The organism is Candidatus Dactylopiibacterium carminicum, assembly GCF_014736495.1.
GTDB classification, from domain to species: Bacteria; Pseudomonadota; Gammaproteobacteria; order Burkholderiales; family Rhodocyclaceae; genus Uliginosibacterium; species Uliginosibacterium carminicum.
In genome coordinates this window covers 19,230-46,118 of the sequence record NZ_MDUX01000017.1, presented here as the reverse complement: position 1 = coordinate 46,118, position 26,889 = coordinate 19,230, and the positions used below count along the sequence as shown (strand labels likewise).

Annotated in this window: 24 protein-coding genes and 2 pseudogenes; 19 read left to right on the top strand and 7 right to left on the bottom strand. The window is 65.1% G+C overall.

The window, feature by feature from the left end; genetic code table 11:
- The first annotated feature begins 37 nt into the window (after nucleotides 1-37).
- The 9 genes from BGI27_RS07130 to BGI27_RS07090 all read left to right on the top strand — a co-directional run bounded on the left by BGI27_RS07130 (nucleotide 38) and on the right by BGI27_RS07090 (nucleotide 7,352).
- Complete coding sequence (locus tag BGI27_RS07130; protein WP_095524195.1) at nucleotides 38-886, top strand: ABC transporter substrate-binding protein; 849 nt, start codon at nucleotides 38-40, stop codon at nucleotides 884-886.
- A 29-nt stretch (nucleotides 887-915) separates the two neighbouring features.
- Nucleotides 916-1,611: an amino acid ABC transporter permease gene (locus BGI27_RS07125; RefSeq protein WP_095524194.1), complete on the top strand. Its 696-nt coding sequence runs from the start codon at nucleotides 916-918 to the stop codon at nucleotides 1,609-1,611.
- Between the two features lie 3 nt (nucleotides 1,612-1,614).
- Nucleotides 1,615-2,313: an amino acid ABC transporter permease gene (locus BGI27_RS07120; protein WP_095524193.1), complete on the top strand. Its 699-nt coding sequence runs from the start codon at nucleotides 1,615-1,617 to the stop codon at nucleotides 2,311-2,313.
- 32 nt (nucleotides 2,314-2,345) lie between these two features.
- The gene (locus BGI27_RS07115; RefSeq protein ID WP_095524215.1) at nucleotides 2,346-3,098 is read left to right on the top strand and encodes an amino acid ABC transporter ATP-binding protein; all 753 of its coding nucleotides are present in this window, start codon (nucleotides 2,346-2,348) and stop codon (nucleotides 3,096-3,098) included.
- 94 nt (nucleotides 3,099-3,192) lie between these two features.
- Nucleotides 3,193-3,831, top strand: coding sequence for an acrylate utilization transcriptional regulator AcuR (acuR, locus tag BGI27_RS07110; protein ID WP_095524192.1), 639 nt, complete (start codon nucleotides 3,193-3,195; stop codon nucleotides 3,829-3,831).
- A 49-nt stretch (nucleotides 3,832-3,880) separates the two neighbouring features.
- Nucleotides 3,881-4,867: an acrylyl-CoA reductase (NADPH) gene (acuI, locus tag BGI27_RS07105; protein WP_095524191.1), complete on the top strand. Its 987-nt coding sequence runs from the start codon at nucleotides 3,881-3,883 to the stop codon at nucleotides 4,865-4,867.
- Between the two features lie 146 nt (nucleotides 4,868-5,013).
- On the top strand, nucleotides 5,014-5,409 hold the full coding sequence (locus tag BGI27_RS07100) for an OsmC family protein (protein ID WP_095524190.1): 396 nt from the start codon (nucleotides 5,014-5,016) through the stop codon (nucleotides 5,407-5,409).
- Between the two features lie 46 nt (nucleotides 5,410-5,455).
- Nucleotides 5,456-6,277: a hypothetical protein gene (locus BGI27_RS07095; protein WP_095524214.1), complete on the top strand. Its 822-nt coding sequence runs from the start codon at nucleotides 5,456-5,458 to the stop codon at nucleotides 6,275-6,277.
- Nucleotides 6,258-7,352 (top strand): hypothetical protein, encoded by a 1,095-nt coding sequence (locus BGI27_RS07090; RefSeq protein ID WP_095524189.1) that lies wholly within the window; start codon nucleotides 6,258-6,260, stop codon nucleotides 7,350-7,352. Before BGI27_RS07095 ends, BGI27_RS07090 begins: the two co-directional genes overlap by 20 nt.
- A gap of 24 nt (nucleotides 7,353-7,376) precedes the next feature.
- Here the strand turns inward: BGI27_RS07090 and BGI27_RS07085 are convergent, their stop codons facing one another.
- The 4 genes from BGI27_RS07085 to BGI27_RS07070 are packed head-to-tail and all read right to left on the bottom strand — an operon-like array spanning nucleotide 7,377 to nucleotide 14,088.
- Nucleotides 7,377-8,876 (bottom strand): efflux transporter outer membrane subunit, encoded by a 1,500-nt coding sequence (locus BGI27_RS07085; protein ID WP_095524213.1) that lies wholly within the window; start codon nucleotides 8,874-8,876, stop codon nucleotides 7,377-7,379.
- A 19-nt stretch (nucleotides 8,877-8,895) separates the two neighbouring features.
- Complete coding sequence (locus BGI27_RS07080; protein WP_095524188.1) at nucleotides 8,896-12,084, bottom strand: efflux RND transporter permease subunit; 3,189 nt, start codon at nucleotides 12,082-12,084, stop codon at nucleotides 8,896-8,898.
- Between the two features lie 11 nt (nucleotides 12,085-12,095).
- On the bottom strand, nucleotides 12,096-13,250 hold the full coding sequence (locus BGI27_RS07075) for an efflux RND transporter periplasmic adaptor subunit (protein WP_095524187.1): 1,155 nt from the start codon (nucleotides 13,248-13,250) through the stop codon (nucleotides 12,096-12,098).
- A gap of 40 nt (nucleotides 13,251-13,290) precedes the next feature.
- Nucleotides 13,291-14,088 (bottom strand): alpha/beta hydrolase fold domain-containing protein, encoded by a 798-nt coding sequence (locus BGI27_RS07070; protein ID WP_223871656.1) that lies wholly within the window; start codon nucleotides 14,086-14,088, stop codon nucleotides 13,291-13,293.
- Between the two features lie 127 nt (nucleotides 14,089-14,215).
- On the opposite strand from BGI27_RS07070, the gene BGI27_RS07065 reads away from it, so the two are divergent.
- Nucleotides 14,216-15,232, top strand: coding sequence for a LysR family transcriptional regulator (locus BGI27_RS07065; RefSeq protein ID WP_095524185.1), 1,017 nt, complete (start codon nucleotides 14,216-14,218; stop codon nucleotides 15,230-15,232).
- A gap of 12 nt (nucleotides 15,233-15,244) precedes the next feature.
- Here BGI27_RS07065 and pdxR read toward each other — a convergent pair whose 3' ends face one another.
- Nucleotides 15,245-16,732: a MocR-like pyridoxine biosynthesis transcription factor PdxR gene (gene pdxR / locus BGI27_RS07060; protein WP_095524184.1), complete on the bottom strand. Its 1,488-nt coding sequence runs from the start codon at nucleotides 16,730-16,732 to the stop codon at nucleotides 15,245-15,247.
- Nucleotides 16,733-16,855: 123 nt separating this feature from the next.
- Between pdxR and BGI27_RS07055 the strand changes: the two genes are divergently transcribed.
- On the top strand, nucleotides 16,856-17,299 hold the full coding sequence (locus BGI27_RS07055) for a carboxymuconolactone decarboxylase family protein (RefSeq protein ID WP_095524183.1): 444 nt from the start codon (nucleotides 16,856-16,858) through the stop codon (nucleotides 17,297-17,299).
- A 59-nt stretch (nucleotides 17,300-17,358) separates the two neighbouring features.
- On the opposite strand, the gene BGI27_RS07050 is transcribed toward BGI27_RS07055, so the two are convergent.
- Both BGI27_RS07050 and BGI27_RS07045 read right to left on the bottom strand, forming a co-directional pair.
- Nucleotides 17,359-18,747, bottom strand: coding sequence for a glycoside hydrolase family 28 protein (locus tag BGI27_RS07050; protein WP_223871655.1), 1,389 nt, complete (start codon nucleotides 18,745-18,747; stop codon nucleotides 17,359-17,361).
- Between the two features lie 116 nt (nucleotides 18,748-18,863).
- Nucleotides 18,864-19,583, bottom strand: coding sequence for a FadR/GntR family transcriptional regulator (locus BGI27_RS07045; protein WP_095524182.1), 720 nt, complete (start codon nucleotides 19,581-19,583; stop codon nucleotides 18,864-18,866).
- Between the two features lie 299 nt (nucleotides 19,584-19,882).
- On the opposite strand from BGI27_RS07045, the gene BGI27_RS07040 reads away from it, so the two are divergent.
- From BGI27_RS07040 to BGI27_RS07010, 8 genes and pseudogenes are all read left to right on the top strand, one after another.
- On the top strand, nucleotides 19,883-21,037 hold the full coding sequence (locus tag BGI27_RS07040) for a mandelate racemase family protein (protein WP_095524181.1): 1,155 nt from the start codon (nucleotides 19,883-19,885) through the stop codon (nucleotides 21,035-21,037).
- A 42-nt stretch (nucleotides 21,038-21,079) separates the two neighbouring features.
- Nucleotides 21,080-22,681 (top strand): ABC transporter substrate-binding protein, encoded by a 1,602-nt coding sequence (locus tag BGI27_RS07035; RefSeq protein WP_095524180.1) that lies wholly within the window; start codon nucleotides 21,080-21,082, stop codon nucleotides 22,679-22,681.
- A 56-nt stretch (nucleotides 22,682-22,737) separates the two neighbouring features.
- A complete protein-coding gene (locus tag BGI27_RS07030; RefSeq protein ID WP_095524179.1) occupies nucleotides 22,738-23,778 on the top strand; it encodes an ABC transporter permease in 1,041 nt (346 codons plus the stop codon).
- An 8-nt stretch (nucleotides 23,779-23,786) separates the two neighbouring features.
- Nucleotides 23,787-24,017: pseudogene (locus BGI27_RS18775) on the top strand (hypothetical protein); the annotation flags it as partial.
- A 37-nt stretch (nucleotides 24,018-24,054) separates the two neighbouring features.
- Entirely contained in the window at nucleotides 24,055-24,282 is a 228-nt protein-coding gene (locus BGI27_RS18770) for an ABC transporter permease subunit (RefSeq protein ID WP_338140496.1), read from the top strand.
- Between the two features lie 28 nt (nucleotides 24,283-24,310).
- Nucleotides 24,311-25,096, top strand: a complete 786-nt coding sequence (locus BGI27_RS07020; protein ID WP_095524211.1) for an ABC transporter ATP-binding protein — start codon at nucleotides 24,311-24,313, stop codon at nucleotides 25,094-25,096.
- Between the two features lie 17 nt (nucleotides 25,097-25,113).
- Nucleotides 25,114-25,908: an aldolase/citrate lyase family protein gene (locus BGI27_RS07015; RefSeq protein WP_095524178.1), complete on the top strand. Its 795-nt coding sequence runs from the start codon at nucleotides 25,114-25,116 to the stop codon at nucleotides 25,906-25,908.
- A 40-nt stretch (nucleotides 25,909-25,948) separates the two neighbouring features.
- Nucleotides 25,949-26,840 (top strand): annotated as a pseudogene (locus BGI27_RS07010) (2-hydroxy-3-oxopropionate reductase).
- Nucleotides 26,841-26,889 lie beyond the last annotated feature (49 nt).

Below are 26,889 nucleotides of genomic sequence, written 5' to 3'. Positions count from 1 at the left end.
CCCTCCCTCAACCCCTACGAAGTCAAGGAGCATCAAGATGGCTAAGCGTGGTATCTCGATTCTTTCCGCGGGCAAGTTGCTCGGCCTGTTGCTGGCCGGTAGCACCCTGTCCTCCCTGGCACATGCCGAAGCGCTCGATGACATCAAGGCGCGCGGCACACTGATCTGTGGCACGCAGAACGCCAGCGCGCCGTATGCCTTCCAGGATCCGGCCAGCCGGACCTTTGTGGGGTATGACGTGGATATGTGCAAGGCACTGGCTAAGTCCCTGGGCGTGAAGCTGGAGCATCGCCCGCTGTCCACCGAAGCGCGCATTCCCGAGCTGAAGATGGGGCGCGTCGATCTGGTGGCCGGCTCCATGGCGTATCTGCCGGAGCGTGCCGAGCAGGTGGATTTCAGCCTGCAATACCTGCAGGGCGCCATCAAAGTGATGGTCAAGAAGGATTCCGGCATCAAGACCCTGGCGGATCTGGCCGGCAGGAAGGTCTGTGCATCCAAGGGCTCCAGCTCCGCCGCGATCGCCGCGCGCGTGCTGCCCAAGGCCCAGGTGCTGACCTTCCAGGATGTGGCGTCCTGCTATCTCGGTCTGCAGAGCGACAAGGTGGAAGGCTTCACAGCCGGTGAACTCGCGCTCAAATGTTTCGAAATCGACTCCCAGGGCAAGGGCAATCCGGTAATGATGGTGCCCGAACCGACCTATGTGGAGCACATGGGTATCGTTACCAACAAGAACAACCCCAAGCTGATCGCTGCGATCAACGAGGCCATCCTGCAGATGGACAAGAGCGGCGAATTGAGCGCGACGTTCGAGAAGTGGCTGGGCGAGCAGTCCATCTACAAGCTCAAGCGCACGTTCAAGGTCGAGCCGGTGGACAAGGCTTCCTGATCCGCGCTGTCTGAAAGGGATCGCCCGCGATGGATTTCCAGCTTTCCTTCCTGTTGTCTGCCGACGTGCTGCCCTTGCTGTTCAAGGGCATGGCGACCACGGTGAGGCTGTTTGCATGCGCCTGGGTGCTGGGCATGCTGGTGGCCTTGCTGCTGGTCGGTCTGCGGGCTGTTCCGTGGCGCTGGCTGGACTGGCTCGTGGCCGTCTTCGTCGAGTACCACCGCAACGTGCCCACGGTCGTGCAGATCATGGTGTGGTACTTCGGCATGCCCGAGATACTGCCGCGCGACATCAAGCTGTGGATCAACCGGGGCGATACCGAATTCCTCTTCGCCATGATCGCGCTGGCGCTCAACGCCAGTGCCTTTTTCGCCGAGGACATCCGTTCCGGCATGCGCACAGTGCCGCATACCCAGCTGGAGGCCGCGCGCTCCATCGGCTTGTCGGCATTCGGCGCGCTGTGGCACGTGATTCTGCCGCAAGCCCTGCGCATCTCGGTGCCGCCGCTGATCAACCGCGCCCTGATCCTGTTCAAGGACACCAGCCTCGCGATGGCCATCGGCGTCGTCGAGATGACCTATCAGACCAAGGCCATCGAGAACCTGACCTTCCGCTCGATGGAAGTCTTCGTCGCCGCCACGCTGTTCTACCTCGTCGCCTCGCTGGTGCTGATGGCGCTCGGGGCGTGGTTCAACCAGCGGTTTCCGCCCGCGCACAAGGGGTGAGCGATGCTGGATATCCTGCATGAATATGGCCTGATGTTCCTCGTCGGCACCTGGCCGGTCGGGCCGCTCGGCGGCTTTGCCAATACCCTGGTGCTGGCCGGGCTCGGGCTCGGGCTCGGGCTTTCCTTTCCGCTGGCGATGCTGCTGGCACTGGCGCGTACCGGCAGCATCCGCTGGCTGAAGATGCTGGCCACCGTCTGGGTCTATACCTTTCGCGGCATCCCGCTGGTGATGGTCGTGTTCTGGGCCTACTTCCTGCTGCCGGTGATGATCGACACCACCGTACCCGCCTTCGCCACCGCACTGGCAGCCATCGTGGTGTATGAATCGGCCTTTCTCGCCGAGATCGTGCGTGCCGGCCTCGACGGCCTGCCCAAGGGGCAGATGGAGGCAGCGCGTTCCATCGGCCTGTCGTATGCCCAGGCGATGAAGTCCGTGATCCTGCCGCAGGCGCTGCTGAACATAATCCCCTCGCTGGTGAGCCAGTTCGTCTCCACGATCAAGGCCACCTCCATCGTCTACATCATCGGCGTGCAGGAGATCACCTTCTCCGCGCAGCAGATCAACAGCATCGAGATGACGCGGGCCTTGTCCGTCTTCCTCGTCCTGGCGGCCTTCTACTTCGTGGCCTGCCTGGAATTGTCGCAATTCGCCAGGTGGCTGGAGGCGCGCATCCGCGCCCGTCAGCTGCGCCCCGCATGAGCCTTTGAGCGGAGATTCCAAACATGCCCGACATGATCGATCTGCAACACGTGAACAAGTGGTACGGCCAGTACCACGCCCTCAACGACGTGACCAACCAGGTGAAGAAGGGCGAGGTCGTCGTGGTCTGCGGGCCTTCGGGCTCGGGCAAATCCACCATGATCCGTACGCTCAACCGCCTGGAGCCGATCCAGGGTGGGCGCATCTTCGTCAATGGCGAAGACATCCACGCCGTCGGCCGTGACATCAATGTCCTGCGCGCCGGCATCGGCTTCGTGTTCCAGCAGTTCAACCTGTTTCCGCACCTGTCCGCGCGCGAAAACGTGATGCTCTCGCCGCTCAAGGTGGCCGGCATGACCAAGGCAGAGGCGTCGGAGCTTGCCGCCGGCCTGCTCGAGAAGGTCGGCCTGGGGCATCGCATCGATTCCATGCCGGCGCAGCTTTCCGGCGGCCAGCAACAGCGCGTGGCGATCGCCCGCGCCCTGGCGCAGAAATCGCCGCTGATCCTCTTCGACGAGCCCACCAGCGCACTGGATCCGGAGATGGTCGGCGAGGTGCTGTCGGTGATGAAGCAACTGGCCGCCGAGGGCATGACCATGGTGGTGGTGACCCACGAGATGGGCTTCGCCCAGGAAGTGGCTGACCGCATCTGGTTCATGGATGCGGGCCAGATCCTGGAAGACAGCCTGCCCGCCGAGTTCTTCTCCAACCCGCAGCATCCGCGTGCGCGCAAGTTCCTGTCCGACGTGCTCGAGCCACGCGGCGCGGCCACGCTGCCGTACTGAGAGCCCGTTCCCCGGAGCGGCGCGGGGCTTTCGTCCAGCGGTGCGTTTGAGTGTCGGTCTTGAGTTTTAGACCGATCGGTCTATTATCTGCCGCATGGAAGTGGACGCCCCTGTTCCCCGCCGCCGTGGCCGGCCGCCGAAATCCCGCGAGCAATCCGTCGATGCGCGGGAGCTGTTGCTGCGTGCCGGGCTGGAGGTGCTGACGGAGAAGGGCTTCTCGATCAGCGGGATCGATGAAATTCTGAAGCGCGCGGGCGTGCCCAAGGGCTCCTTCTATCACTACTTCGCGAGCAAGGAAGCCTTCGGCCATGCGCTCATCGAGCGCTACGCCGGCTATTTCGCGCGCAAGCTGGAGAAGCATTTTGGTGACGAATCCCGTACGCCGCTCGTGCGCATCCAGGATGTGATTGCCGATCTGCAGGCCGGCATGGCCCGGCATCAGTTCCGGCGCGGCTGCCTGGTCGGCAACCTGGGACAGGAGATGGGCGGGCTGCCGGAGAGCTTCCGGGCCCAGCTCGATGAAGTCTTTCTCGACTGGCAGCAGCGTCTGGCGCGCTGCCTGCGTGCCGCACAGCAGGCCGGCGAGATTCCTGCCGGGCGCGATTGCGATGCGCTCGCTGCATTCTTCTGGATCGGCTGGGAGGGCGCCGTGCTGCGCGCCAAGCTCACACGAAACCCTGAGCCGCTGCGGCTGTTTTCCCGTTTCTTTCTCGCAGGGCTCGCGACGCCCTGATTTTTCGATTTCAACTAGACGACCGGTCTAATTTCATCTGGAGCGAATGATGTTCAAAGGCATTGTGATCAGGAAGGACGACGCGGGTTATCGCGCCGGCGTGGAAGACATCGATGAAGGCACGCTGCCCGAAGGCGACGTGAGCGTGCGGGTGAGCCATTCCACGCTGAACTACAAGGATGGCCTGGCGATCACCGGCAAGGGGCCGGTGGTGCGCCGCTTCCCGATGGTGCCGGGGATCGATCTGGCCGGCGTCGTCGAAGCGTCTTCGCATCCCGACTACAAGGCGGGCGACGCGGTCGTGCTCAACGGCTGGGGCGTGGGCGAAGTGCACTGGGGCGGGCTGGCGCAGAAGGCACGTCTGAAGGGCGACTGGCTGGTACCGCTGCCCGGATGCCTCACGCCGCAGCAGGCAATGGCCATCGGCACTGCTGGCTACACCGCGATGTTGTGCGTGATGGCGCTGGAGCGCCACGGAGTGAAGCCGGCGGATGGCGAGATCCTGGTGACTGGCGCTGCCGGCGGTGTCGGCAGCGTGGCCGTTGCGTTGCTGGCGAAGCTGGGCCATACCGTGGTCGCCGTCAGCGGCCGGCCGCAGGAGGCGGAGTACCTCAAAGCGCTGGGCGCGCACGAAGTGCTTGCCCGCGCCGAGTTCGCCACGCCGGGCAAGCCACTGGGCAAGGAGCGCTGGGCCGGTGCCGTCGATGTCGTCGGCGGGCATACGCTCGCCAACGTCTGCGCCACGACCCGCTATCGCGGCGTGGTGGCGGCCTGCGGTCTGGCGGGCGGCATGGACTTTCCCTCCACGGTGGCGCCCTTCATCCTGCGTGGTGTGACGCTTGCCGGCGTCGACAGCGTGATGTGCCCGCGCGCGGAGCGCCTGGAAGCCTGGCGCCGCCTGGGCGCCGATCTGGAGCCGGCACGCCTGGCCCTGATCGCCACCGAGGCGGTGGGCCTGGCCGCAGCCATTCCGCTGGCGGCGGACCTGCTCGAAGGCAAGGTGCGTGGCCGGGTGATCGTGGACGTGAATCGCTGAACCCGTGATTGAGCGCCGGGCGGCCGGGAAGTGCGGCGCCCGTTCAGCCGCTGCTGGCGATGGCATCCACCGGGTGTTCGCGTGTAACCTGCCTCCGAGGCGTGCCTGGCGCGCCGCTCCGGACGACCAACAGCAAGGAGAACGACATGAGCATCTCAATCGATTGGCAGGCGGCAAGTGGTGCAAGTGCCTGCCGTATCCAGACGGGCGACGCCGAATGGTTCGCGGATGTCGGCCGGAATTTCGGCGGTTCAGGGGCGCATCCCGATCCGCATGATCTGCTGGATTCCGCGCTGGGTGCCTGCACGGTGCTGACGCTGGAGCTGTACGCCAAGCGCCGGGGCTACGCCTTGCAGGGTGTGAGGGTGGAGATCACGCACACCGAGGCCGATGGCGTGTATCGCCTGCACAAGCACATCCAGCTCGAAGGCGATCTGGACGAGGCCGCGCGCGAAGACCTGCTGCGCGTGGCTGCCAAGTGCCCGATCCACAAGGCCTTGCTGGGGCAGTTCGCCATCGAGAGCGAGCCCGTGGCATCTTGAAAAGTGATCCGCCGGCATGCTGCCGGCCCTGCGGGAAGGAAAGTTCATGAGCATCCGCCAGTATCTTGGCAACCAGATCCTGGGCGTACTGGCGCATTACGCGCCCAGGGGCGTATCGGTCCAGATCTGCGGCGTCTATCCCGAATGGGACAACAGCCTGCAGGTCTTCTTTCCCAAGGGGCATGCACTGCGTGTCGGCGATTTCGCCACGCTGCACCTGGACAACCGCTCGGGCGTGGACGAATACGACGACGAGCTGAAGGTCTACCGGGGTTCCTACAAGGGCGTGGTAACTGGCGTGCGGGGCGACTGGGCGGTGCTCCAGCCCCGGGAGTGCACGCTCTACCATGGCCTGCGTGCGGTGCTGACGCTGCGCACGCCGGGCTACGACTTCCCGGCGGACGCACGGCCCTCGCAGTCGCTGGCGCAGACCACGCTGCGCCACCTGCCGTCCGCCAACGGCGACGACCATGAAAACAAGGTCGGCGTGCTGGTGACGATGGCGCCCGAGCAGCCTCACACCACCGTGCTGGCCTTCCTTTCCTCGACACAGGACGACGTCTTCCTCATCACCTTCCCGGACACCTTCAAATCCCGCCTGCTCAAACGCGATCCGCGCTGCTTTTTCGTGATCGACGAGCGTGCGTCCTTCACCTTCGAGCGCCGCATCGAGTGGAACTACACCATCCTCGCGGGCGTGGCCGCCAGCATTCCGCGCGGCGCGCTGTACGAGGAGGTGCGCGAGAGCTTCATCCGCAAGAATCCCTGGGAGATCGGCTTCTTCGTGCGCGAGGACCTGGAGATGTATCACATCAGCCGGCAGCGCATCCTGGCGCCGGGTGAGGCCTATGTGCCGACGCTGGGCTGAGGGGCTGGCGCTTGCTGCCCTGATGCTGGTCGCGGGTGTGGCGTCGGCGCAGGCTCCGGCAGATTGCGGCCAGCGCGCGGCACCGGCCTGTTATCAGGCCTTCGCCTTGCCGCAGGGCGCGGGCCGGCTGCATTACTACGCCTCCCGCCAGCCGGAGGCGCCGGGCGCTGCCGCGATCACTTCCGCGCTCGTCGTCATCCACGGCCATCCGCGCGATGCCGACCGCAGTTTCGAGGCCGGCCTGGAGGCTGCGCGGCGGGCCGGGCGGCTGGCCGATACGCTCGTCATCGCGCCGCTGTATCAGGTGGCTGCGGCGCGCAGCAAGGGCTGTCGCACGGAGGGGGCTCCGGTGGCGGAAGACGGGGACGCTTTGTGGACCTGCGCCGGCTGGCTGGCCGGCGAGCCCTCCGAAACCCGGCCCGCGATCGGTGCCTTCGCTGCGCTCGACGCGCTGGTGGCGGAGCTGGCGCGGCAATGGCCAGCGCTGCGCACGGTGACGCTGGCGGGCTTTTCCGCCGGGGCGCAGATGCTGCAACACAGTATCGGTTTCGCAGCCGATGCGCCGTCCGGGCTGCGCCTGCGTCATGTCGTTGCGGATCCCGGCAGCTGGTTGTATTTCGATCCGGTCCGGCCGCTGCCCGTGCTGGGTGATCAGCCGGCCGACTGGAGCGCCTGCGGCGAAGGCGCAACCTTCCCCGGTGCATGCGGCTTCCGCTTCGCGATGCCTGCCGGGGATTGCCAGGGCTACGACGACTGGAAATATGGCGTGGGGCGCATGCCGGCGACGCCCCGCCAGCGCTATGTCGCCGCCGAGATCCAGTATCTGGAAGGCAGCCTGGACAGCGGCAAGGGGCGGGGTGCGTTCTACGGCATCCTCGACAAATCCTGCGCGGCCATGCTGCAAGGGCCATTCCGGCTGCAGCGCGGTGTGGCCTTCGCGCGGTACGACCGCGAAGTGCTGCAATCCGTGCCGCCGCATCCGCTCATCGTGGTCGAGGGCTGTGGCCACGATGTGCGTTGCGTGCTGCCTTCGGACGCGGCGTGGCCGGTCGTCTTTCCCCCCGAGGGGCGCTGACCCGCGACGGTACGGTCGGAGGCGTCAGTCGAGCGCGGACAGCATCGGAGCGGGTGCCGCCTGCCAGCCACCCCCCAGTGCACGGATCAGGTCCACCGTCAGCCGCGCGCGTTCGGCCTCCAGCTGGATGGCTGCGCGCTGCTGCTGCAGCACGCTGCGGTCGGCATCCATCACGCCGAGATAACTGACGAAGCCTTCCCGGTACTGAGCCTGCGACAGCACGGCACTACGGCGGACGGAGTCCACGGCTTGGTTCTGGGCTTGCAGCTGGCCTTCCAGCAGGCGCAGGTTGGCCAGGTTGTCCTCCACCTCCTTGAAGGCCTTCAGTACCGTCTGCCGGTAGCTGGCGACCTGCTCCGCGTAGGCAGCTTGTGCCAGCTCGACACCCGCCCGGCGGGCGCCGCCGTCGAACAGCGGCATGGACAGCAGCGTGCCGGCCAGCGGCCCGGCGATGAAGGTGCGGCTGCTCCATTTGAACAGATCGCCCAGGTCCGATGCCTCGAAGCCGAATGAGCCGGTGAGGCTCAGGCGCGGGAAGAACGCGGCACGGGCCGCGCCGATGCGGGCGTTGGCGGCCGCCATGGCGCGTTCGGCGGCGGCGATGTCCGGCCGGCGTTCGAGCAGCTCCGAGGGCAGCCCGGCGGGCACCTGCAGGCGGATGGCGTCGAGCGGATGCGGTGGCAGGGTGAAGTCCGCCGGCGTCTTGCCCAGCAGCAGCGCGAGGCTGTGCTCGGCCACCGCGCGCCGACGGGCCACGCCCAGTGCATCGGCCCGTGCGGAGGCGAGCTCGGTGCGGGCGGAGGCCAGTTCGAGTTCACTGATGTCACCGGCATCGAAGCGCCGCTGGAACAGCTGCGTACTCTGTTCGCGCAGCCTGACGGTGTCTGCGTACAGTCCGGCCATGGCATCGAGTTCGCGCAGCGAGAAATAGGTCTGCGCCACGTCCGCCTGGATCGCGAGCCGCAGGGCGTGGAACAGCGCTTCGCGCTGGGTCTGCTCGGCCGTTGCCGCATCGACGTTGCTGCCGATGCGGCCGAACAGGTCAGGCTCGTAGGAGGCGGTGCCCTGCGCGCGCCACAGCGTGAAGGCCGTGGTCTGCGCGTCGGCGGCAAGCCCCTGGGAGGCAGGCGAGGGGCGTTGGCGCGTGGGGCCGGTGCCGACGCCCAGTTGCGGGAAGTATTCGGCGCGCGCGCCCTGCAGCTGGGCCCGCGCCTGCTGCAGGCGGGCCAGCCCGGCCTGCAGATCCTGGTTGGCCGTTGCGGCCTGGGTCTGCAGCGAATCCAGCACGGGGTCACCGAAGACGGCCCACCATTCGCCGCGCGCGGCGTGATCCGCGGGTGTGGCGGTCTTCCAGCCCGGTCCGGCCGGCACTTCCTTGAACGCCTCGGGCAACGCGACATCCGGGCGCTCATAGGTTGGCGTCAGCGAGCAGGCGGCCAGCAGCAGGGCGAAGATTGGCGGCAGTGTTCTGGCCACCGGCTTGCTGCCGGTGCCGATTCCCGTCCGGGAGTGGGGGTGTTTCATGTGTGCTTGCTCCTTGGGATCAGGCTGCGCCATGGAATGGGGCGATGGGGGCTTCATGCCGTGCGGCCGAATGCAGCGCGTGGCGCTTGTCCAGCGTGCGCAGCACCACGTAGAAGGCCGGCGTCAGGAACAGGCCGAAGAAGGTCACGCCGAGCATGCCGAAGAACACCGCCACGCCCATGGCATGGCGCATCTCGGCGCCGGCGCCGGTGGATGCCACGAGTGGGATCACGCCCATGATGAAGGCCGCTGAGGTCATCAGGATCGGGCGCAGCCGCAGGCGGCTGGCGTCGATCGCCGCCTGTATCGGCGTGGCGCCCTGCAACTCCAGCTCGCGTGCGAACTCGACGATCAGGATGGCGTTCTTGCAGGCCAGCCCGACCAGTACGATGAGCCCGATCTGCGTGAAGATGTTGTTGTCGCCGCCGGTGAGGTACACCCCGCCGAGCGCGGCGAGGATGCTCATCGGTACGATCAGGATCACTGCCAGCGGCAGCGTGAGGCTTTCGTACTGCGCGGCCAGCACCAGGAAGACCAGCAACAGGCTGATCGGGAACACCCAGATGCCGGCATTGCCCGCGAGGATCTTCTGGTAAGTGAGGTCCGTCCATTCGAAGCGCACGCCGCGTGGCAGGGTTTCCCGGGCGATGCGTTCGGCGGCGGCTTCGGCCTGTGAAGAGGAATAGCCGGGCGCCGGTCCGCCGTTGATGTCGGCGGCGGTGTAGCCGTTGTAGCGCACCACCATCTCCGGGCCGAAACCGGCCTGAACGTTCATCAGCGAGGACAGGGGCACCATGTCGCCCCGGTCGTTGCGCGTCTTCAGTTGCAGGATGTCCTCGGGTTGCGCGCGGAATGGTGCGTCGGCCTGGGCGCGCACCTGGTAGGTCCGGCCGAAGCGGTTGAAGTCGTTCACGTACAGTGAGCCCAGGTAGATCTGCAGGGTGTCGAACACGTCGGTGACGGAGACGCCCTGTTGCTTGGCCTTGACGCGATCGAGCTCGACGTCGAGCTGCGGCACGTTGATCTGATAGCTGGAGAACATCGGGCCCAGCTCGGGCGCTTTTGCGGCGGCAGCCATGAAGGCATTGGCCGCTTCATTGAGCTGTGCGAAGCCGACCGAGCCATGATCCTCCAGCTGCATCTTGAAGCCGCCCACCGTGCCCAGCCCCAGTACGGGCGGCGGCGGGAATACCGCGATGAAGGCTTCCTGCACGCCCGCGAACTTCTGGTTCAGCGCCGTGGCGATGGCGCCTGCCGAGAGGGCCGGGTCACGGCGCTCGGCGAAAGGCTTCAGCGTGGCGAAGACGATGCTGGCGCTGGAACTGTTGGTGAAGCCGTTGATCGACAGCCCCGGGAAGGCAATCGCGCTTTCCACCCCGGGCTGGGCGAGGGCGATCTCGCTCATCTTGCGGATCACGGCCTCGGAGCGGTCGAGCGAGGCACCGCTGGGCAACTGCGCGAAGCCGATCAGGTATTGCTTGTCCTGCGCCGGCACGAAGCCGCCGGGCACCAGCCAGGAGATGCCGGCAGTGGCTGCCAGCAGCACGAGGTAGACGCCCATGGCGGAGGCCTTGCGCGCCACCACTCCCGATACGCCGCGGCCATAGCGCTCGGAGGAGCGTGCGAAGAAGCGGTTGAAGGCGGCGAAGAAACGGCCGAAGAAACGGTTCATCTGGCGCGTCAGCCAGTCCGGCTCGGCGCCGTGCGCCTTCAGCAGCATGGCGGCGAGCGCCGGGGAAAGCGTGAGCGAGTTGAAGGCCGAGATCACCGTGGAGATGGCGATGGTCATCGCGAACTGCTTGTAGAACTGGCCGGTGAGTCCGGTCATGAAGGCCAGCGGCACGAATACCGCCACCAGGGTCAGCGCGATGGCGATGATCGGGCCGCTCACCTCGCGCATCGCGCGGTAGGTGGCCTCGCGCGGCGACAGGCCGGCCTCGATGTTGCGCTCCACGTTTTCGACCACGACGATGGCGTCATCGACCACGATGCCGATGGCCAGCACCATGCCGAACAGCGACAGTGCGTTGATCGAATAGCCGAAACCCAGCATCAGCGAGAAAGTGCCGACGATGGAGACAGGTACTGCTAGCAGTGGAATGATGGAGGCACGCCAGGTCTGCAGGAACACGATCACCACCAGCACCACCAGGGCGATGGCTTCGAGCAGGGTGTGGATCACCGCGCCGATGCTGGCGCGTACGAACTGCGTCGGGTCATAGACGATGCGGTATTCCACCGAGGCGGGGAAATCCTTGGCCAGCTCCGCCATGGCGGCGCGCACCTGGGTGGAGACGTCGAGAGCATTGGCATCGGGCGCCTGGAAGATCGGGATCGCGACTGCCGGCTTGTTGTCCAGCAGTGAGCGCAGGCCATATTCGGCGGCGGCGAGTTCGATGCGGGCGACGTCCCCCAGGCGCGTCACCGCGCCTTCGCGCGAGCTGCGCAGGATGATGTCGGCGAATTCCGCCTCGGTCTGCAAGCGGCCCTGGGCGTTGACGGAAAGCTGCAGCGGCACGTCCGGGGCGCTGGGCGAGGCGCCGATCACGCCGGCCGCCACCTGCACGTTCTGCTCGCGGATCGCCTGTACCACTTCCGCGGCGGTCAGCCCGCGCTGGGCAACCTTCTGCGGATCCAGCCAGACGCGCATGGCATAGTTTCCGGCGCCGAACAGGCCGACTTCGCCGACCCCCTTGATGCGGGCGGGGCGATCCTTGACGTTGAGCACCGCGTAGTTGCGCAGATAGGTTACGTCGTAGCGGTCGTCCGGCGAGATCAGGTGCACCAGCATGGTCAGCGTGGGCGAGCTCTTGATGGTGGTCACGCCCAGGCGCTGCACGTCCGCGGGCAGTCGCGGCAGGGCCTGGGATACCTGGTTCTGCACGAGCTGCTGCGCCTTGTCCGGGTCGGTGCCGAGCTGGAAGTTGACGGTGAGTGTCAGGTTGCCGTCGCTGTTGGCCTGCGACTGCATGTAGAGCATGTTTTCGATGCCGTTGATGGATTCCTCCAGCGGCGAGGCGACGGTCTCTGCGATCACCTTCGGATTGGCACCGGGAAACTGGGCGCGGACCACCACCGAGGGCGGCACCACTTCCGGATACTCGGCGATGGGCAACTGGAACAGCGACAGTACGCCGGCCAGCACAAGCAGAACCGAAAGCACGCCGGCGAAGATCGGCCGGTCGATGAAGAAACGGGAGATGTTCACGTCGTCGCTCCTCAGCCCCGGCCCGAGATGGTCGGGCTCATGGGCACCGGATTGGGCGTGACGGCATCACCCGGGCGCACTTTCTGCAGACCGTTGACGACGATGCGCTCGCCGGCGACCAGGCCGTTCTCGACGACGCGCAGACCGTCCTGCAGGCCGCCGAGGTGGACTTCGCGGTAGGCCGCCTTGCCTTCGGCATCGACCACCAGCACGAAACGCCTGGCCTGATCGGTGCCGACCGCACTCTCATCGATCAGCAGTGCGGCGCGCTGCGTGGGCGTGCCGAGCCGCACGCGTACATACAGCCCCGGCACCAGCCTGCCATCGGGATTGTCGAGCACGGCACGCAGGCGGATCGTGCCGGAGGTGTTGTCGAGGCGGTTGTCCACCGAGCTCAGGCGGGCTGCCAGCGGATAACCGTTGGCGTCGGCCAGGCCGAGGTGGATGGGCAGCGTCTTGTCGCGTGCGGTGCGCACGACCTGAAGGTAGCTCTGTTCATCGACATCGAATGCGGCATAGATGCGTTCGGCCACCACCACGGTGGTCAGCGGCTGGGCGTTGCCCGGGGTGACGAGGTTGCCCACCGTGATCTCGGCGCGCGAGACCCGCCCGGTGATGGGCGCATCGATCCGCGTGTATTCCAGATTGAGGCTGGCCGATTTCAATGCAGCCTGCGCGGCCTGCATGCTGGCCCGGGCTTCCCTGGCGGCATTGCGTTTCTCGTCCAGATCGCGGCGGGCGATGGCGTGTTCGGCGAACAGCCGCTCGCTGCGCGCCAGCTCGTCCGTGGAATAGGCCGCGCGGGCCTCGGCACCGGCGAGCTGGGCTTCGGCGCGCGCCACTTCGGCGGCGAATGGACGTGGATCGATGGTGAACAGCGGCTCGCCCTTGCGGACCAGACTGCCATCGCGGAAGTGCACGGCCGTGAGGATGCCGGAGACTTGCGGGCGGATCTCCACCTGCTCGACGGCTTCGAGATGGCCGGAATACTGCTTCCAGTCGGTCACGTCGCGCTGGGCCACTTCGGCTACGTCGACGGTTGGCGCGGCTGGCGCAGTGGCGGGCGCTTCGCTGCTGGCCTGGGCGCGATACACGGCCAGGCCGCCAAGGCTCAGCAGACCGGCCACTGCGGCGGCGATGAGGCGGCGGTTGGATTTGCGGGACATGATATTTCCTCGTGACTTTGCGGGGGGGGAGGGTTCTTGTTCAGGCGTCGCACCGGAACTGCCGGCGCAGGAAATGGGTGATCTCGTCGAGTGCGGGAGGATGTGAAGCCAGGGCCGCGTGCTTGACGTCGGCATAGCGTCGGACCTGGGTCGGTACACCGCTGCGGATCAGCAAACCGGCATATTTCTCTGCCTCGGCATGCAGCACGTCGCAGCCGGCGGTGAGGATCAGCGCTGGCGGCAGGCCGGCATGGCGGGTCGATGCCAGCGGCGAGGCATAGGGATGCATGCGCTGCAGCGGATGAGGCAGGTACTGGCGATAGCGGGCCGCGCAGGTCCGGGCGTCGAGATCCGAATCCAGCGTGCGGCTGTCGCCCAGGCGGGTCATGCCCGGGTCCAGCATCGGGCAGATCAGGGCCTGCGCGGCAAGGCGCGGGCCGCTGCGGTCGCGCGTGATCAGGGGCAGGGCGGCAGCCAGGTTGTCGCCGGCATCGTCGCCCGCCACCGCCATGCGGGTGGCGTCCGCACCGAAGCCGCTGGCGTGTCCCTCTGCCCAGCAGGCTGCGGCGTAGGCATCTTCGGGGGCCGCGGGGAAAGGGTGGGCCGGCGCCAGCGCGTAATCGGCCGATATCACCAGTGCGGGCGTATGCCGCGCGATGAAGCAGGCGGTGGCGCTGGCCTCCTCGAGGCTGCCGGCGACGAAGCCTCCGCCGTGGAAGTACAGCACCACCGGCAACGCGGGTGTGCTGACCCCGGGGTGATACAGGCGCAGGCGCAAGGCACCCAGCGGGCCGGGGATGCTCAGGTCTTGCGAATGAACGGAAGGAGGGGGCGCCATCTGCATGCTTTTCGCACCGGGGTGGATCGAGATGGCGCCATTCTCGGAATTAACTCTGACTGGATAAAGACTCTGATTTCTACAATACTATTCAGCTGAAACTAACAATCAGTATTGAAGAATGGCAATGGACCGCTTTCAGGCCATGCAGGTATTCATGCGCGTGGTGGACGCCAACGGCTTCTCCCGCGCGGCGGACAGTCTTGGCCTGCCCCGGCCGACAGTGACCACGATCATCCAGAATCTGGAGGCGCTGCTGCAGGTGCGCTTGCTCAACCGCACCACGCGGCGCATCAGCCTGACGCCGGATGGCGCGGCTTATTACGAGCATTGCGCGCGCATTCTCGGCGAGGTGGAAGACACCGAATCGGCCTTCCGCGATGCGGCGCGCGGGCCGCGCGGACGCCTGCGCATCGATGTGCCTTCGACGATCGGCCGTCAGATCCTGATTCCGAATCTCTGCGAATTCCACAGCCGCTATCCGGATGTCGAGCTGGTCATCGGCATGAGCGACCGGCAGGTCGATCTGGTGCGCGAGGCGGTCGACTGCGTGATCCGGGGCGGGGAATTGCAGGATTCCACGCTGGTGGCACGGCGCATCGGCACCTTCAAGACCATCACCTGCGCTGCGCCTGCCTACCTTGAGCGCTACGGCGTGCCAATGTCGGTCGAGGATTTGGATGGCCACATCGCCATGCATTACTTCTCCAGCCGTACCGGGCGCGTCATCGACTGGGATTTCATCGTCGATGGTCAGGCGCGGCCAGTGAAGATGCGCGGCAGCGTGTCGGTGAATGACGGCGAGGCCTATGTGGCCTGCGCGATCCAGGGCTTCGGCCTGATCCAGGCGCCGCGCTTCATGATCCTGCCGCAACTGGAATCGGGCCAGCTGGTGGAAGTGCTGCCCCAGCTGTCGCCCTCGCCGATCCCGATCTCGGTGGCCTATCTGCAGAACCGGCATTTGTCACCGAAGGTGCGTGCCTTCGTCGACTGGGTGGCTGATCTCTTCGGTGCCTGCCCGCTGCTCAGCGGCGTGGATGCCGACACCGGCCCCTGTGTGGCGGCATCGGTGCCGGGGGAATACAACACCCTGCGCAAGGAGATCGAGCTGATGAATCTCGCGGAAGGTACCGTGACGCCCTGAGCTGTGTGTGCTTCAGCGGCGCAGGCATCGCTCCAGGATTGGCGTCATGGCCGCGACGCCCGCCCGTAGCTGCGCTTCCGTGAAGGCTGAAAAGCCCATCACCAGCCCGGGCGGTGCGGCTTCGGTCAGGCGGTAGAAGGAGACCGGACGTGTTTCGATTCCGGCTTCGAGCAAGGCTGAAGCGATGGCGTCGTCGTCGGCGAAGGCTGGCAGAATGGCCGTGGCATCCAGCCCGGTGGTGATCGGCATCACCGTCAGCAGGCCATCCAGCTCCGCGCGGCAGGTTTCCTGGAATATCGCTGCGCGTTCGCCATACAGCATGCGCATGTGGCGCAGATGGCGGGCGAAGTGGCCTTCGGCGATGAAGGCGGCCAGCACTGCCTGTTGCAGGACGGGGGTGTGGCGGCAGGTGAGCGACAGGGCTGAGGCAAAGGGGGAAACCAACCAGTCCGGCAACACCACGTAGGCCAGCCGCAGGGCAGGGAACAGCAGCTTGCTGAAGGTGCCCAGGTAGATCACGCGATCATTGCGATCCAGGCTTTTGAGCGCGGAAAGCGGGATGCCGTCGAAGCGGTATTCGCCGTCGTAGTCATCCTCGATGATCGTCGCATTGCAGGCTTCGGCCCAGGCCAGCAACGCCAGACGGCGTTCGATGGGGAGCGCACCACCCAGAGGAGATTGATGGGCCGCGGTGACATAGGCCAGACGTGTCCTGGGTGATGCCGGCAGTGCGGGGGCGGTACACAGGCCGAGCGGGTCGACGGGCACGCTGCGCACAATGGCGCCGGTGAGCGAGAAGAGGTGCGCTGCGCCGGGATAGCCGGGGTCTTCAACCAGTGCTTCGTCACCTTCGTCCAGCAGCAGGCGGGCGCACAGATCCAGGGCCTGCTGGGCGCTGGAGAGGATCATCACCTGCCGCGGATCGCAGGTTATCCGCTGCGAATAACGCAGATGCTCCGCGATGGCCTGGCGCAGCGGCAGATGACCGGCGGCATCGCCATAGCCCAGGGCCTCCACCGGCGTTGTGCGGCTGTGGCGGTGCAGCAGGCGATTCCATGTCGAGAACGGGAAGGCCTTCAGATCTGGCTGGTTGGGGCGGAAGGGTCTGGACGGAGCAAGGAACTCGTCCGTTGGAAAGGGGCTGCGGGCCAGGCGCTCTCCCTCGCGTGAGAGCGGAGGCACATGCTGCGGGGCGGCGCCTCCTTTCGGTGCCGTTTTCGTCGCGGCGGTGGCGGTAGGCAGGCTGGCGTGTACGACCGTGCCACTGCCGGACAGGCTTGCCAGATAACCCTCCGCGATCAGCTGATCGTAGGCCGCCAGCACCGTGCTGCGCGACAGCCCCTGCTGACGCGCCAGATCCCGCGTGGAAGGCAGGCGCTTGCCCGGTGCGATGCGGCCGGAAAGGATGGCGGCCCGCAATTCGCCGTAGAGCCAGCGTTGCAGGGTGAGGCCGGGCGGTCGCTCGCCCAGGGAAAGCTCTAGATCTTCGGCCCGTTTCATGGCGGGGAGTGGACTGGTCCAGGGGGGAATAAATGGTCGTATGAATGATGCCACTGGCTCGTTAGCATCGATCTTGGCCCTGCTCGATCGCAGGCTTCCATCCCTCCATGAACGGACAAGAACATGAAACAACGATTCGACGTGAGCAAGCTGATTCCCGAAGGTTACAAGGCCATGTACGGCGTGCATACCTATCTGCAGGGGAGCGGCATCGATCTCGGGCTGCTGGAACTCGTGCGTCTGCGCGTCTCGCAGATCAACGGTTGCGCCTTCTGTGTGGCCATGCACATTCCGCTGGGACGCAAGCATGGTCTCGGCGATCACCAGATCAACCTCGTGGCCACCTGGAAGGAGGCGCCGGTGTTCAGCGAGCGCGAGCGTGCGGCGCTGGCCTGGGCCGAGGCGCTGACCGTGATCGTGGCTCAGGAGGTGCCGGCCCCCCTCTATGCCAGGTTGCAGGAGCATTTCAGCGCCGATGAGATCGCCAAGCTGACCCTGTGCATCGGAGAGATCAACACCTGGAACCGGCTGATGCTGGCTTCGAGCACGCCGCCGGCTCTGGATTGACGAGAAAAAGCCCGGCACGCAGGCGTGGCCGGGCTTTTTCTGCCTTTGACGGAGCGGGATTACTTCTTCACTACGCCATCCTTCTGCAGGATGAGGGCTTCGCCCTGTCTGGCCTTGATCTGGAGCTTCTTGCCCGTGATGGTGGCATTGCGGACCAGCAGTCCCTTCTGGGCCTCGATCTTCACGTCGTCGAACACCACGTTGCTCATCAGTGCTTCAGGCACGCCGACGATGTAGCCGGCGGCTTTGCTGCTGCCGGTGGACACCAACTTGCTGACGGTGATGTTGCTGAAGTGCGGCGTCTTGTATTCATCGAAGGGCAGGGCGGGGTCGGTGTCGGGCGGATAGATCTGATCGCCGACGACGAAGCTGCCGTCCGACAGCGCCTTGGCCAGTGCTTCGGGCTCTTCCGGCGCGCCCTTGTAGTAGCCGGTGAATACGATGGGAACGCCGACATTGACCATCTTCGTGTCGCGATAGACGACATCGGTGACCTTGCCGGCCTTGCCGCGTGGGCTCTTGATGCGCAGGCCGTACATGGAGCCTTCGAAGCTGTTGTGTTCGACCACCACCTTGCTGATGCCGCCGGAGGATTCGCTGCCGATGGAGATGCCGCGACCGCCCTTGATGGTGTTGTAGGCGATGTAGATATCGTGCGTCACGCCTTCAGGAAAGCGGGGGTCGGCCTTCTCGGCCTTGATGGCGACGTGGTCGTCGTTGTTGTCGATGAAGTTGTGGGTGATGCGTACGCGGCGGCTGTCCATCGGATCGATGGCATCGGTGTGTGGTGCGAAGGCCGGGCTGATGATGCGTGTGCGGGTGATGTCCACATCCTCCGAATTGCGCAGCACGACGTGGAAACTCGGCGAGTTGGTGATGGTGACGCCTTCGATCAGCACGTTCTGGCTGTTCGTGATGTAGATGAGGCGCGGTCGGTCGGTGGAACGGCGCTTGGCGGGGTTGTCGCGCACGTTCTGGCGCCAGCGCTCCCACCACACGGCGCCCTGGCCATCGATGGTGCCTTCGCCGCTGATGGCCACGTTCTTGGCGTTGGTCACGCTGATGAAGGGCAACCAGCCGTTACCGCCTTCCGATGATTTGTTCTCGGCCGAAGGGCGATAGCTCGACTCGGTGGACGAGGCGATCAGGATGGCGCCCTTGTCGAGTTGCAGGCGGATGTTGCTCTTCACGAAGAGCGGGTCGGTCAGGTAGTGGCCAGCCGGAAACAGCACCGTGCCGCCGCCGGCCGCCGCGCAATCGTCGATGGCCTGCTGGATCGGTGCGGTGTTGAGCTGGATCTGCTGGCGCTCGCCGTCAGCGCCGTAAGCGGTGACGTCACAGACCTTGGCGGGGATGTTGATCCGGGCCTCGGCGTGGACGGCGGTGGACGCGAGGGAGCCGATCAGCGCGCAGGCGCCGAGCAGCATCGAAGGAGAAATGCGATGCATGAGGTGCTTCCTTTGTTGCGGTTACGAAAGAAAACGTGAGGCATCCGGGCTGGCGGGCAGAGCCTGTCAGCCGGTGCGGTGAGGGGCTTGTGAATCCGCTGCGTGGGGGAAAGGGCTCAGGCCCCCATCTGGGCCAGGCTGCGTTGCAGGCGCGCCTTGCTTTCGGAGAGATGCATGCGCAGCGCAGCGCGGGCGGCTTCCGGATCCTGGCGCTCAATGGCGTAGCAGATCTGTTCGTGTTCGCGCTGCACGCGGGCGAGGTAGTCTGGCATCGGGGTGTTGTCCAGCCGTACGGCCTGCAGCCGGGCACGCGGGATCAGCAGTTCGCCCACGTAGTTGAAAAGCTTCAGGAAGTGCGGATTACCGGCGGCTTCGGCGATCTGCTGGTGGAAGCGCATGTCGGCCTGAACGGCATCTTCGCCACGTGCGATGGCTTCGTTCATCTCCTGCAGCACGGCTTTCATGGCAGCCAGTTGCGCAGGGGTACGCCGTTGCGCGGCCAGCACGGCTGCTTCCGACTCCAGCGCGATGCGCAGCTCCAGCACCGACACCATTTCCTGCACGGCGGAGAGGCTACCCGAATCGATTTCGAAGCCTTTGGTGATCTCTTGTTGCACCACGAATGCGCCAACCCCCTGCATGGTGGCCACGGTACCGCGTGCGCGCAGTTTGGCGATGGCTTCGCGCACCACGGTGCGGCTAACGCCGAACTCGCCAATCATTTCCTGCTCGCTGGGCAGCTTGGCGCCCACCATGTATCGCCCGGCGGCAATGCGCTCGGTCAGGGTGCGTGTGAGCTGATCCGTCAGGGTCTCGCGTCGTCGCATTGACTGCATGTTCTCCTCCACTGTCCTGATGTACTTCTACTTGTATGATGGGTTCGGCAATTCATTCTAGCCGCAGGCTCGTTACTTGTTACGCATAGTAGCAAGGTTTTGGGCGGGCGAATATCTGAAGCTAATTGGGTGTTTCAAATAAATGCATAAATATCAATAATTTAAATATTGTGTCGGGGTTTACCTTTAAGGGTTTTATTGTTTGACAGAGGCACTTCCAGATTTCTAGTATTTGCTCAACCTGTATGATGACTGACAGGGTTGGACGAATAACTTCTTCTTTGCTTCGAGGATTGCCCATGAAAATTGAAAGCCTGCGCGGCACCGTGTTTACCTATCCCAGCAAGCGTTCCGTTGACGCCGCAGGGCATTCACATCCGGGGCCGGAGAAGGAAGCCAAGATGGCGATGCTGACCATCACCTGTGATGACGGTACCGAGGGCCATGCCTTCGGTCCGGTCGAGGTGGTGCGCAAGCATGTGGTCGACTCGTTCTTCCGCAAGGTGCTGATCGGTGCCGATCCCTTCATGCGCGAGCAGCTCTGGCAGGATCTGGCGCACTGGCAGCGTGGAAGTGCCGGCCAGCTTACCGATCGCGCCATGGCGGTGGCCGATCAGGCGTTGTGGGATCTGGCCGGGCGCAAGCTAGGTACTCCGGTCTACAAGCTGATCGGGGGGTTCCGCGACAAGGTGCCGGCCTACGGCAGCACCATGTGTGGCGATGAGCTCAAGGGAGGCCTTTCCACGCCGGAGGAATACGCGGCCTTTGCCGAGAAGCTGGTGGCGCGCGGTTACAAAGCCATCAAGCTGCACACATGGATGCCGCCGGTGTCCTTCGCGCCGAGTGTGGACATGGATATCAAATGCTGTGCCGCCGCGCGCGAAGCCGTGGGGCCGGACATCGCCCTGATGCTGGACGGTTATCACTGGTACAGCCGCACCGAGGCACTGAAGATTGGTCGCGCGCTGGAGAAGCTGAACTTCGCCTGGTTCGAAGAGATGATGGATGAGCAAAGCATGTCGTCCTACGTCTGGCTGTCGCAACAGCTCGACATCCCCATCCTCGGGCCGGAGTACATGGGCGGCAAGCATCACACCCGCGCCGAATGGATCAAGGCCGGCGCCGCGGCGATCACCCGTGCGGGTGTGCCGGGTGTGGGTGGCATCACTCCGACGCTCAAGGTGGCCTATATGGCGGATGCCTTCGGCATGAACTGCGAGGTGCACGGCAACGGTGCCGCCAACCTCGCGGTCTGCGCGGCAATCAAGAACTGCGCCTGGTACGAGCGCGGCCTGCTGCACCCCTTCCTCGAATACGACGAAGTGGCCCCCTACCTCAACAGCCTGCCCGACCCCATGGACGCCGAAGGCTTCGTGCATCTCTCGCAGCTGCCCGGCCTCGGTGAGGACATCAACTTCGATTACATCGCAGCCCACACCGTCAGTACCTACTGAAACCAAGCCCCGTAGCACAAATAGCTATACGAGGAGACAACCATGAAGAAACTACCCTTCTTGCTTGCTGCCTGTGCCTTGTCGGTCTCGCTGATCGGCACGATCCAGGCCAAGACGCCGGCTGATCAGTTGATCGTCGGCATGAGCATGAACAACCTGCTGTCGCTGGATCCTGCTGGCGCCACTGGCAATGACGTGCTCGAGATCAACGCCAACCTGTACGACTCGCTGGTCGAGCTCGACCCCAACGACACCCACACGGTGCTGCCGGGGCTGGCCGAGAGCTGGACGATCACGCCGGACAACAAGAGCATCACCTTCAAGATCCGCAAGGGCGTGAAGTTCCACTCCGGCAACGTGCTCACGGCCGAGGATGCCGCCTGGTCGCTGCAGCGCGTGCTGAAGCTGAACCTGGCGCTGGCCTCCGGCTGGAAGAGCTATGGTTTCACGGCGCAGAACGTCGACAAGCAGATCCGCGCCGTGGATCCGCAGACACTGGTGATCGACCTGCCCGAGCCCGCTGACCCCAAGCTGATCATCTACACGCTGGGGACTTCGGTGAGCAGCGTAATCCTCGACAGCAAGAAGGTCATGCAGCATCAGAAGGACGGTGACATGGGCCGTGCCTGGCTCACCACCAACGAAGCCGGTTCCGGTCCCTTCGCGCTCAATGACTGGCGGCAGAAGGATGTGCTGCTGATGAGCCGTTTCGATGGCTACTGGCGCGGGGCTCCCAAGCTGCGTCGCGTGGTGCTGCGCCACATGACCGAATCGCAGACCTTGCGCCTGATGCTCGAGCGCGGGGACATCGATGTGGCCAACGGCATGTCGGTGCCGGATGTCGAAGCGATGAAGAAGAACCAGAACGTGCGCGTCGAGTCGGTCAAGCGCGGCACGGTGTACTACGTCGCCGTCAGCGTGAAGGATCCGAAGTTCGCCGACAAGCGCGTGCGCCTGGCGATCCGCAACCTGATCGATTATGACGGCATCAACAAAACGGTGATGCCCAACTACGGCGTGCTGCATCAGCGCCCGATCCAGAGCGGCCTGCCGGCCACGCTGCCCAATCCGGGCTACAAGCTGGATGTGCCAGCCGCCCGCAAGTTGTTGGCCGAGGCCGGTTTCCCCAACGGTTTCAAGACCACCATCCGTGTGCTGTCCGATCCGCCCTTCATCAACATCGCCACCAACCTGCAGGCCACGCTGGCCTTGGGCGGCATCGATGCCAGCGTGATCCCCGGCACCGGTAACCAGGTGTATGGCGCGATGCGTGATCGTCAGTTCGAGATCATCGTCGGCCGTGGTGGTGGCGGTGCCGAGCCGCATCCGCACAGCAGCCTGCGCGCACTTGTCTACAACCCGGATAACAGCAATGAAGCCAAGCTGACCAACTTCCAGGGCTGGCGCACCTCCTTCATCAGTCCGGAGATCAACTCGCTGATCGAGAAGGCCGTGCTGGAACAGGATGCGAAGAAGCAGATCGCGATGTACCAGGACATCCAGAAGCTGTATGACGAGCAGGTTGGCGCCATTCAGCCCATCTCGCAGATGGTGGATACCGTGGTGCTGCAGAAGGACCTGCGCAACTTCAAGAGCCACCCGGCTTCTACCACCCGCTGGCGCGACGTCTTCAAGCAACGCTGAGCCCTTGAATGGTCGCCCTCCCTCGGGCGGGCGACCCCGTAGCCCTGGAGCATCCCATGTCGATCTTCACTTCCTCCGGTCTGTCCGCACGCCGGCTGACCAGTCTCGGCCATCGTCTGGGCATCGTCGCTATCACCCTGCTGGGCTTGCTGACGCTGACCTTCCTCATCGGTCGGGTAATGCCGCTCGATCCGGTCCTGTCCATCGTCGGTGCCGACGCGGACCAGTCCACGTATGACCAGGTGTATCACCAGCTCGGCCTGGATCGCCCGATGTACGTGCAGTATTTCTACTATCTGCGCGATCTGATGCATGGTGACCTGGGCCGTGCGCTGCTCTCCGGCAATTCGGTGGCGGCCGACATCGCCCGCGTCTTCCCTGCCACGATCGAGCTGGCCACCATCGCCATCCTGTTCGGCACCTGTGTCGGTGTACCGCTGGGCGTGTTCGCCGCCACCCATCGTGGCCGCTGGGGTGATCAGGTCGTGCGCGTGATCAGCCTCTGTGGCTACTCGGTGCCGGTGTTCTGGTTCGGCATGATGGGTCTGATCATCTTCTATGCCTGGCTGAACTGGGCTGGCGGCGCAGGGCGCATCGACCTGGCCTATGACGGGCTGGTGGAAAGCCGCACCGGCATGCTGCTGATCGACTCGGCGCTCGCCGGTGAATGGGATGTGTTCTGGAGTGCCGTCAAGCACATCACCCTGCCTGCCTGCATCCTCGGCCTGCACTCGATGGCCTACATCGCCCGCATGACGCGTTCATTCATGCTGGCGCAGCTGTCACAGGAATACATCATCACTGCCCGCGTGAAGGGTCTTTCCGAGCGCGAAGTGATCTGGCGCCACGCCTTCCTCAACATCCTCGTGCAGTTGCTGACCATCGTCGCACTGGCCTATGGCGGCCTGCTCGAAGGCGCCGTGCTGATCGAGACGGTGTTCGCCTGGCCCGGCTTCGGCAGCTACCTCGTCTCCAGCCTGCTGCTGGGCGACATGAACGCCGTGATGGGCTGTGTGCTGCTCATCGGCATTATCTTCGTGAGCCTGAACCTGATCGCCGACGCGCTCTACCAGGTCTTCGATCCCCGTACCCGTTGAGAGCAATCATGACCATGACCATGACCATGACTACGACGACCAATCTCGCCGCACCTTCCGACGGCACGCCGCAATCCTCGTCACAGGCCCTGCGCCAGAACCTGGCGCGCGGTGCCCGCAAGCTGCTGCGCAACCCGCTATCCGTTGTCGGCCTCACGGTGATCGCCTTCCTGCTGCTGGTGGCGCTCGCCCCGCTGATCGCCACCCACGATCCGCTGGTGCAGGACATGGCCAGCGTGCTGCAGCCGCCGAGTGCCGCGCACTGGTTCGGCACCGATGAATATGGCCGGGATCATCCTGACAGCTGCCGGCCTTGGCTTCCTAGGCCTCGGCGCGCAGCCGCCGGTGCCGGAATGGGGCGCGATGATCTCCACCGGGCGCCGCTACATGCTCGAGTGCTGGTGGCTGGTGGCCACCCCCGGCCTGGCGATCATGATGGTCAGCCTGGCATTCAATCTCTTCGGTGACGGCATGCGTGACGTGCTTGATCCTCGCAGCGAGTGAGGGAGTACAGATGATGACGCAGGAAACCATGAATACAGCGCCCCTGCTGGAAGTCCAGGATCTCCACGTCCGCTTCCAGAGCGGTGGCAGCCTGGTGGATGCCGTGCGCGGTGTCTCCTTCGATCTGGGCCGCGAAAAGCTCGCCATCGTGGGCGAATCCGGCTCGGGCAAGACCACCGTACTGCGCTGCCTGGCCGGCCAGTACAACCACTGGCACGGGCGGCTGGCCATCAATGGCGAGAAGCTTGGCCGCAAGCTGGACAAGGCCCGCTGCCGCAAGGTGCAGATGGTGTTCCAGGACCCCTACGGCTCGCTGCATTCGCGCCATACGGTGGAGACGGCACTGGCCGAGCCCTTGCGCATCCATGGCATCGGCAACATCAGCCAGCGCATCGACTCCATCCTTACCAAGGTGGGGCTGCCGACGAGCTTCCGCTACCGTTATCCGCACCAGCTCTCCGGCGGTCAGCGCCAGCGCGTGGCGATCGCCCGTGCGCTGATCCTCGAGCCGCGCATCCTGCTGCTCGACGAGCCGACCTCGGCGCTGGATGTGTCGGTGCAGGCCGAGATCCTCAACCTGCTGGCCGATCTGCGCCAGAAGGAAGGCCTCACCTATCTGCTGGTGACGCACGACCTGGGCGTGGTAGCGCATCTGTGCGACCGCGTCGCGGTGATGCAGCAAGGCCGCATCGTAGATCTGCTCGATTGCTCCAGCATCGTCGGTGCCGTGCCCGAGCATCCCTATACCCGGATGCTGGTCGAGGCCAGCCGCCATTACAGCCGCGAGATGGTCGATGCGGCCCAGGCCGCCTGAGCGAAAGAGAGCCAATCATGGAGATGATCCTGAACCAGTTCAAACGCGGTCTGCGGGCCGGCCAGTTGCAGATCGGCCTGTGGTCGCACCTGTCCAATCACGTCAGTACCGAAGTGATCGGCGGCGCCGGATTCGACTGGATCGTGCTCGACGGCGAGCATTCGCCCAACGAGACTTTCCTGCTGCACCAGCAGTTGCAGGCACTGATCGAAGGCGGCAGCAGCCCGGTGGTGCGCGTGGCCTGGAATGACAAGGTGCTGATCAAGCGCGTGCTCGACATCGGCGCGCAGACTCTGCTGATCCCGCAGGTGCAGAACGCCGAGGAGGCCGCCATCGCCGTGGCCGCCACGCGCTATCCCGCCGAGGGCGGTGTGCGTGGCTTCACCGGTCTGTCACGTGCTTCCCGCTTCGGCCGTATCAAGGAGTATCACCAGCGTGCCAGCGAGGAACTGTGCGTGCTGATGCAGGTGGAGACGGCCGAAGCGCTGACGCAGATCGAGGCCATCGCCCAGGTCGACGGCATCGACGGCATCTTCATCGGCCCCGGGGATCTTTCCGCCGCCATGGGCCACATCGGTCAGCCCGGGCATCCCGAGGTGCAGGCCGCGATCAAGGATGCGATTGCGCGCATCCGTGCCGCCGGCAAACCGGCCGGCATCCTCACCGGCGACGAGGCGCAGGCGCGCCAGTACATCGAATGGGGCTGCTGCTTCACTGCCGTGGGGGCGGACATCGCACTGCTGGCGCGGGCGGCCGAACAGCTCGCGGCGCGCTTCCAGCCGCTCAAGATCGCGCGCACCTGCGCCGCCTGAGCCCTCATCAATCACGAATACCAGCAACAGGAGTCAATCAATGGAAAAGATCGGTTTCATCGGCCTTGGCATCATGGGCACCGCCGATGGCGGGCCACCTGATCGCGGCGGGTTACACCACCTATCTGCACAGTGTTGGCGGTTTGCCGGATACGCTGCTGCAGGCCGGCGGCATCGCCTGCAAGACTTCGGCCGAAGTTGCGGCTCAGGCCGACATCGTGATCCTCATGGTGCCGGACACGCCTCACGTCGAAGCAGTGCTCTTCGGTGAGAACGGCGTGGCTGACACCCTGGCTTCCGGCAAGGTGGTGGTGGACATGAGCTCCATCTCGCCGGTGGCGACCAAGGAGTTCGCGAAAAAGATCGAAGCGCTGGGGGCGGACTATGTCGATGCGCCGGTCTCCGGTGGCGATGTCGGCGCCAAGGCTGCCAGCCTCACCATCATGTGCGGCGGCAAGGAAAGCGTGTTCGAGCGCGTGCGCCCGCTGTTCGAGAAAATGGGCAAGAACATCACCCTGGTGGGCGATGTGGGGGCCGGCCAGATCACCAAGGTCGCCAACCAGATCATCGTGGCACTGACCATTGAGGCCGTGGGCGAGGCGTTGCTGCTCGCCTCCAAAGCCGGGGCCGATCCGGCCCGTGTGCGTCAGGCCCTGATGGGTGGCTTCGCCAACTCGCGCATTCTCGAAGTACATGGCGAACGCATGATCAAGCGTAACTTCGCGCCCGGCTTCCGCATCGCACTGCACCAGAAGGATCTCAATCTGGCGCTGTCCACCGCACGTGCGCTGGGTTTGTCGCTGACCAACACTGCCACCGCGCAGGAACTCTTCAACGCCTGCGCTTCGCATGGCGGCGAAGCCTGGGATCACTCCGGCATGGTGCGTGCGCTGGAGTTGATGGCGAACTTCGAGATCGGCCAGTCGGCCTGACGGAAAGGAGGAGCTGCGTGTCGCGCGATCCTCAGCAACTCCTGCGCCG

Excerpts from the sequence above, each read along its gene's own strand:
- BGI27_RS07015 (WP_095524178.1), top strand. The coding sequence starts at position 25,114 with ATGGAGATGATCCTGAACCAGTTCAAACGCGGTCTGCGGGCCGGCCAG.
- BGI27_RS07020 (WP_095524211.1), top strand. The coding sequence starts at position 24,311 with ATGAATACAGCGCCCCTGCTGGAAGTCCAGGATCTCCACGTCCGCTTC.
- BGI27_RS07045 (WP_095524182.1), bottom strand. The coding sequence starts at position 19,583 with ATGCAGTCAATGCGACGACGCGAGACCCTGACGGATCAGCTCACACGC.
- BGI27_RS07070 (WP_223871656.1), bottom strand. The coding sequence starts at position 14,088 with ATGGCGCCCCCTCCTTCCGTTCATTCGCAAGACCTGAGCATCCCCGGC.
- BGI27_RS07030 (WP_095524179.1), top strand. The coding sequence starts at position 22,738 with ATGTCGATCTTCACTTCCTCCGGTCTGTCCGCACGCCGGCTGACCAGT.
- BGI27_RS18770 (WP_338140496.1), top strand. The coding sequence starts at position 24,055 with ATGAATATGGCCGGGATCATCCTGACAGCTGCCGGCCTTGGCTTCCTA.
- BGI27_RS07115 (WP_095524215.1), top strand. The coding sequence starts at position 2,346 with ATGATCGATCTGCAACACGTGAACAAGTGGTACGGCCAGTACCACGCC.
- BGI27_RS07130 (WP_095524195.1), top strand. The coding sequence starts at position 38 with ATGGCTAAGCGTGGTATCTCGATTCTTTCCGCGGGCAAGTTGCTCGGC.
- BGI27_RS07090 (WP_095524189.1), top strand. The coding sequence starts at position 6,258 with ATGTGCCGACGCTGGGCTGAGGGGCTGGCGCTTGCTGCCCTGATGCTG.
- BGI27_RS07055 (WP_095524183.1), top strand. The coding sequence starts at position 16,856 with ATGAAACAACGATTCGACGTGAGCAAGCTGATTCCCGAAGGTTACAAG.
- BGI27_RS07100 (WP_095524190.1), top strand. The coding sequence starts at position 5,014 with ATGAGCATCTCAATCGATTGGCAGGCGGCAAGTGGTGCAAGTGCCTGC.
- BGI27_RS07120 (WP_095524193.1), top strand. The coding sequence starts at position 1,615 with ATGCTGGATATCCTGCATGAATATGGCCTGATGTTCCTCGTCGGCACC.
- BGI27_RS07035 (WP_095524180.1), top strand. The coding sequence starts at position 21,080 with ATGAAGAAACTACCCTTCTTGCTTGCTGCCTGTGCCTTGTCGGTCTCG.
- BGI27_RS07050 (WP_223871655.1), bottom strand. The coding sequence starts at position 18,747 with ATGCATCGCATTTCTCCTTCGATGCTGCTCGGCGCCTGCGCGCTGATC.
- BGI27_RS07075 (WP_095524187.1), bottom strand. The coding sequence starts at position 13,250 with ATGTCCCGCAAATCCAACCGCCGCCTCATCGCCGCCGCAGTGGCCGGT.
- BGI27_RS07040 (WP_095524181.1), top strand. The coding sequence starts at position 19,883 with ATGAAAATTGAAAGCCTGCGCGGCACCGTGTTTACCTATCCCAGCAAG.
- acuI (WP_095524191.1), top strand. The coding sequence starts at position 3,881 with ATGTTCAAAGGCATTGTGATCAGGAAGGACGACGCGGGTTATCGCGCC.
- BGI27_RS07065 (WP_095524185.1), top strand. The coding sequence starts at position 14,216 with ATGGACCGCTTTCAGGCCATGCAGGTATTCATGCGCGTGGTGGACGCC.
- BGI27_RS07095 (WP_095524214.1), top strand. The coding sequence starts at position 5,456 with ATGAGCATCCGCCAGTATCTTGGCAACCAGATCCTGGGCGTACTGGCG.
- BGI27_RS07085 (WP_095524213.1), bottom strand. The coding sequence starts at position 8,876 with ATGAAACACCCCCACTCCCGGACGGGAATCGGCACCGGCAGCAAGCCG.
- BGI27_RS07125 (WP_095524194.1), top strand. The coding sequence starts at position 916 with ATGGATTTCCAGCTTTCCTTCCTGTTGTCTGCCGACGTGCTGCCCTTG.
- pdxR (WP_095524184.1), bottom strand. The coding sequence starts at position 16,732 with ATGAAACGGGCCGAAGATCTAGAGCTTTCCCTGGGCGAGCGACCGCCC.
- acuR (WP_095524192.1), top strand. The coding sequence starts at position 3,193 with ATGGAAGTGGACGCCCCTGTTCCCCGCCGCCGTGGCCGGCCGCCGAAA.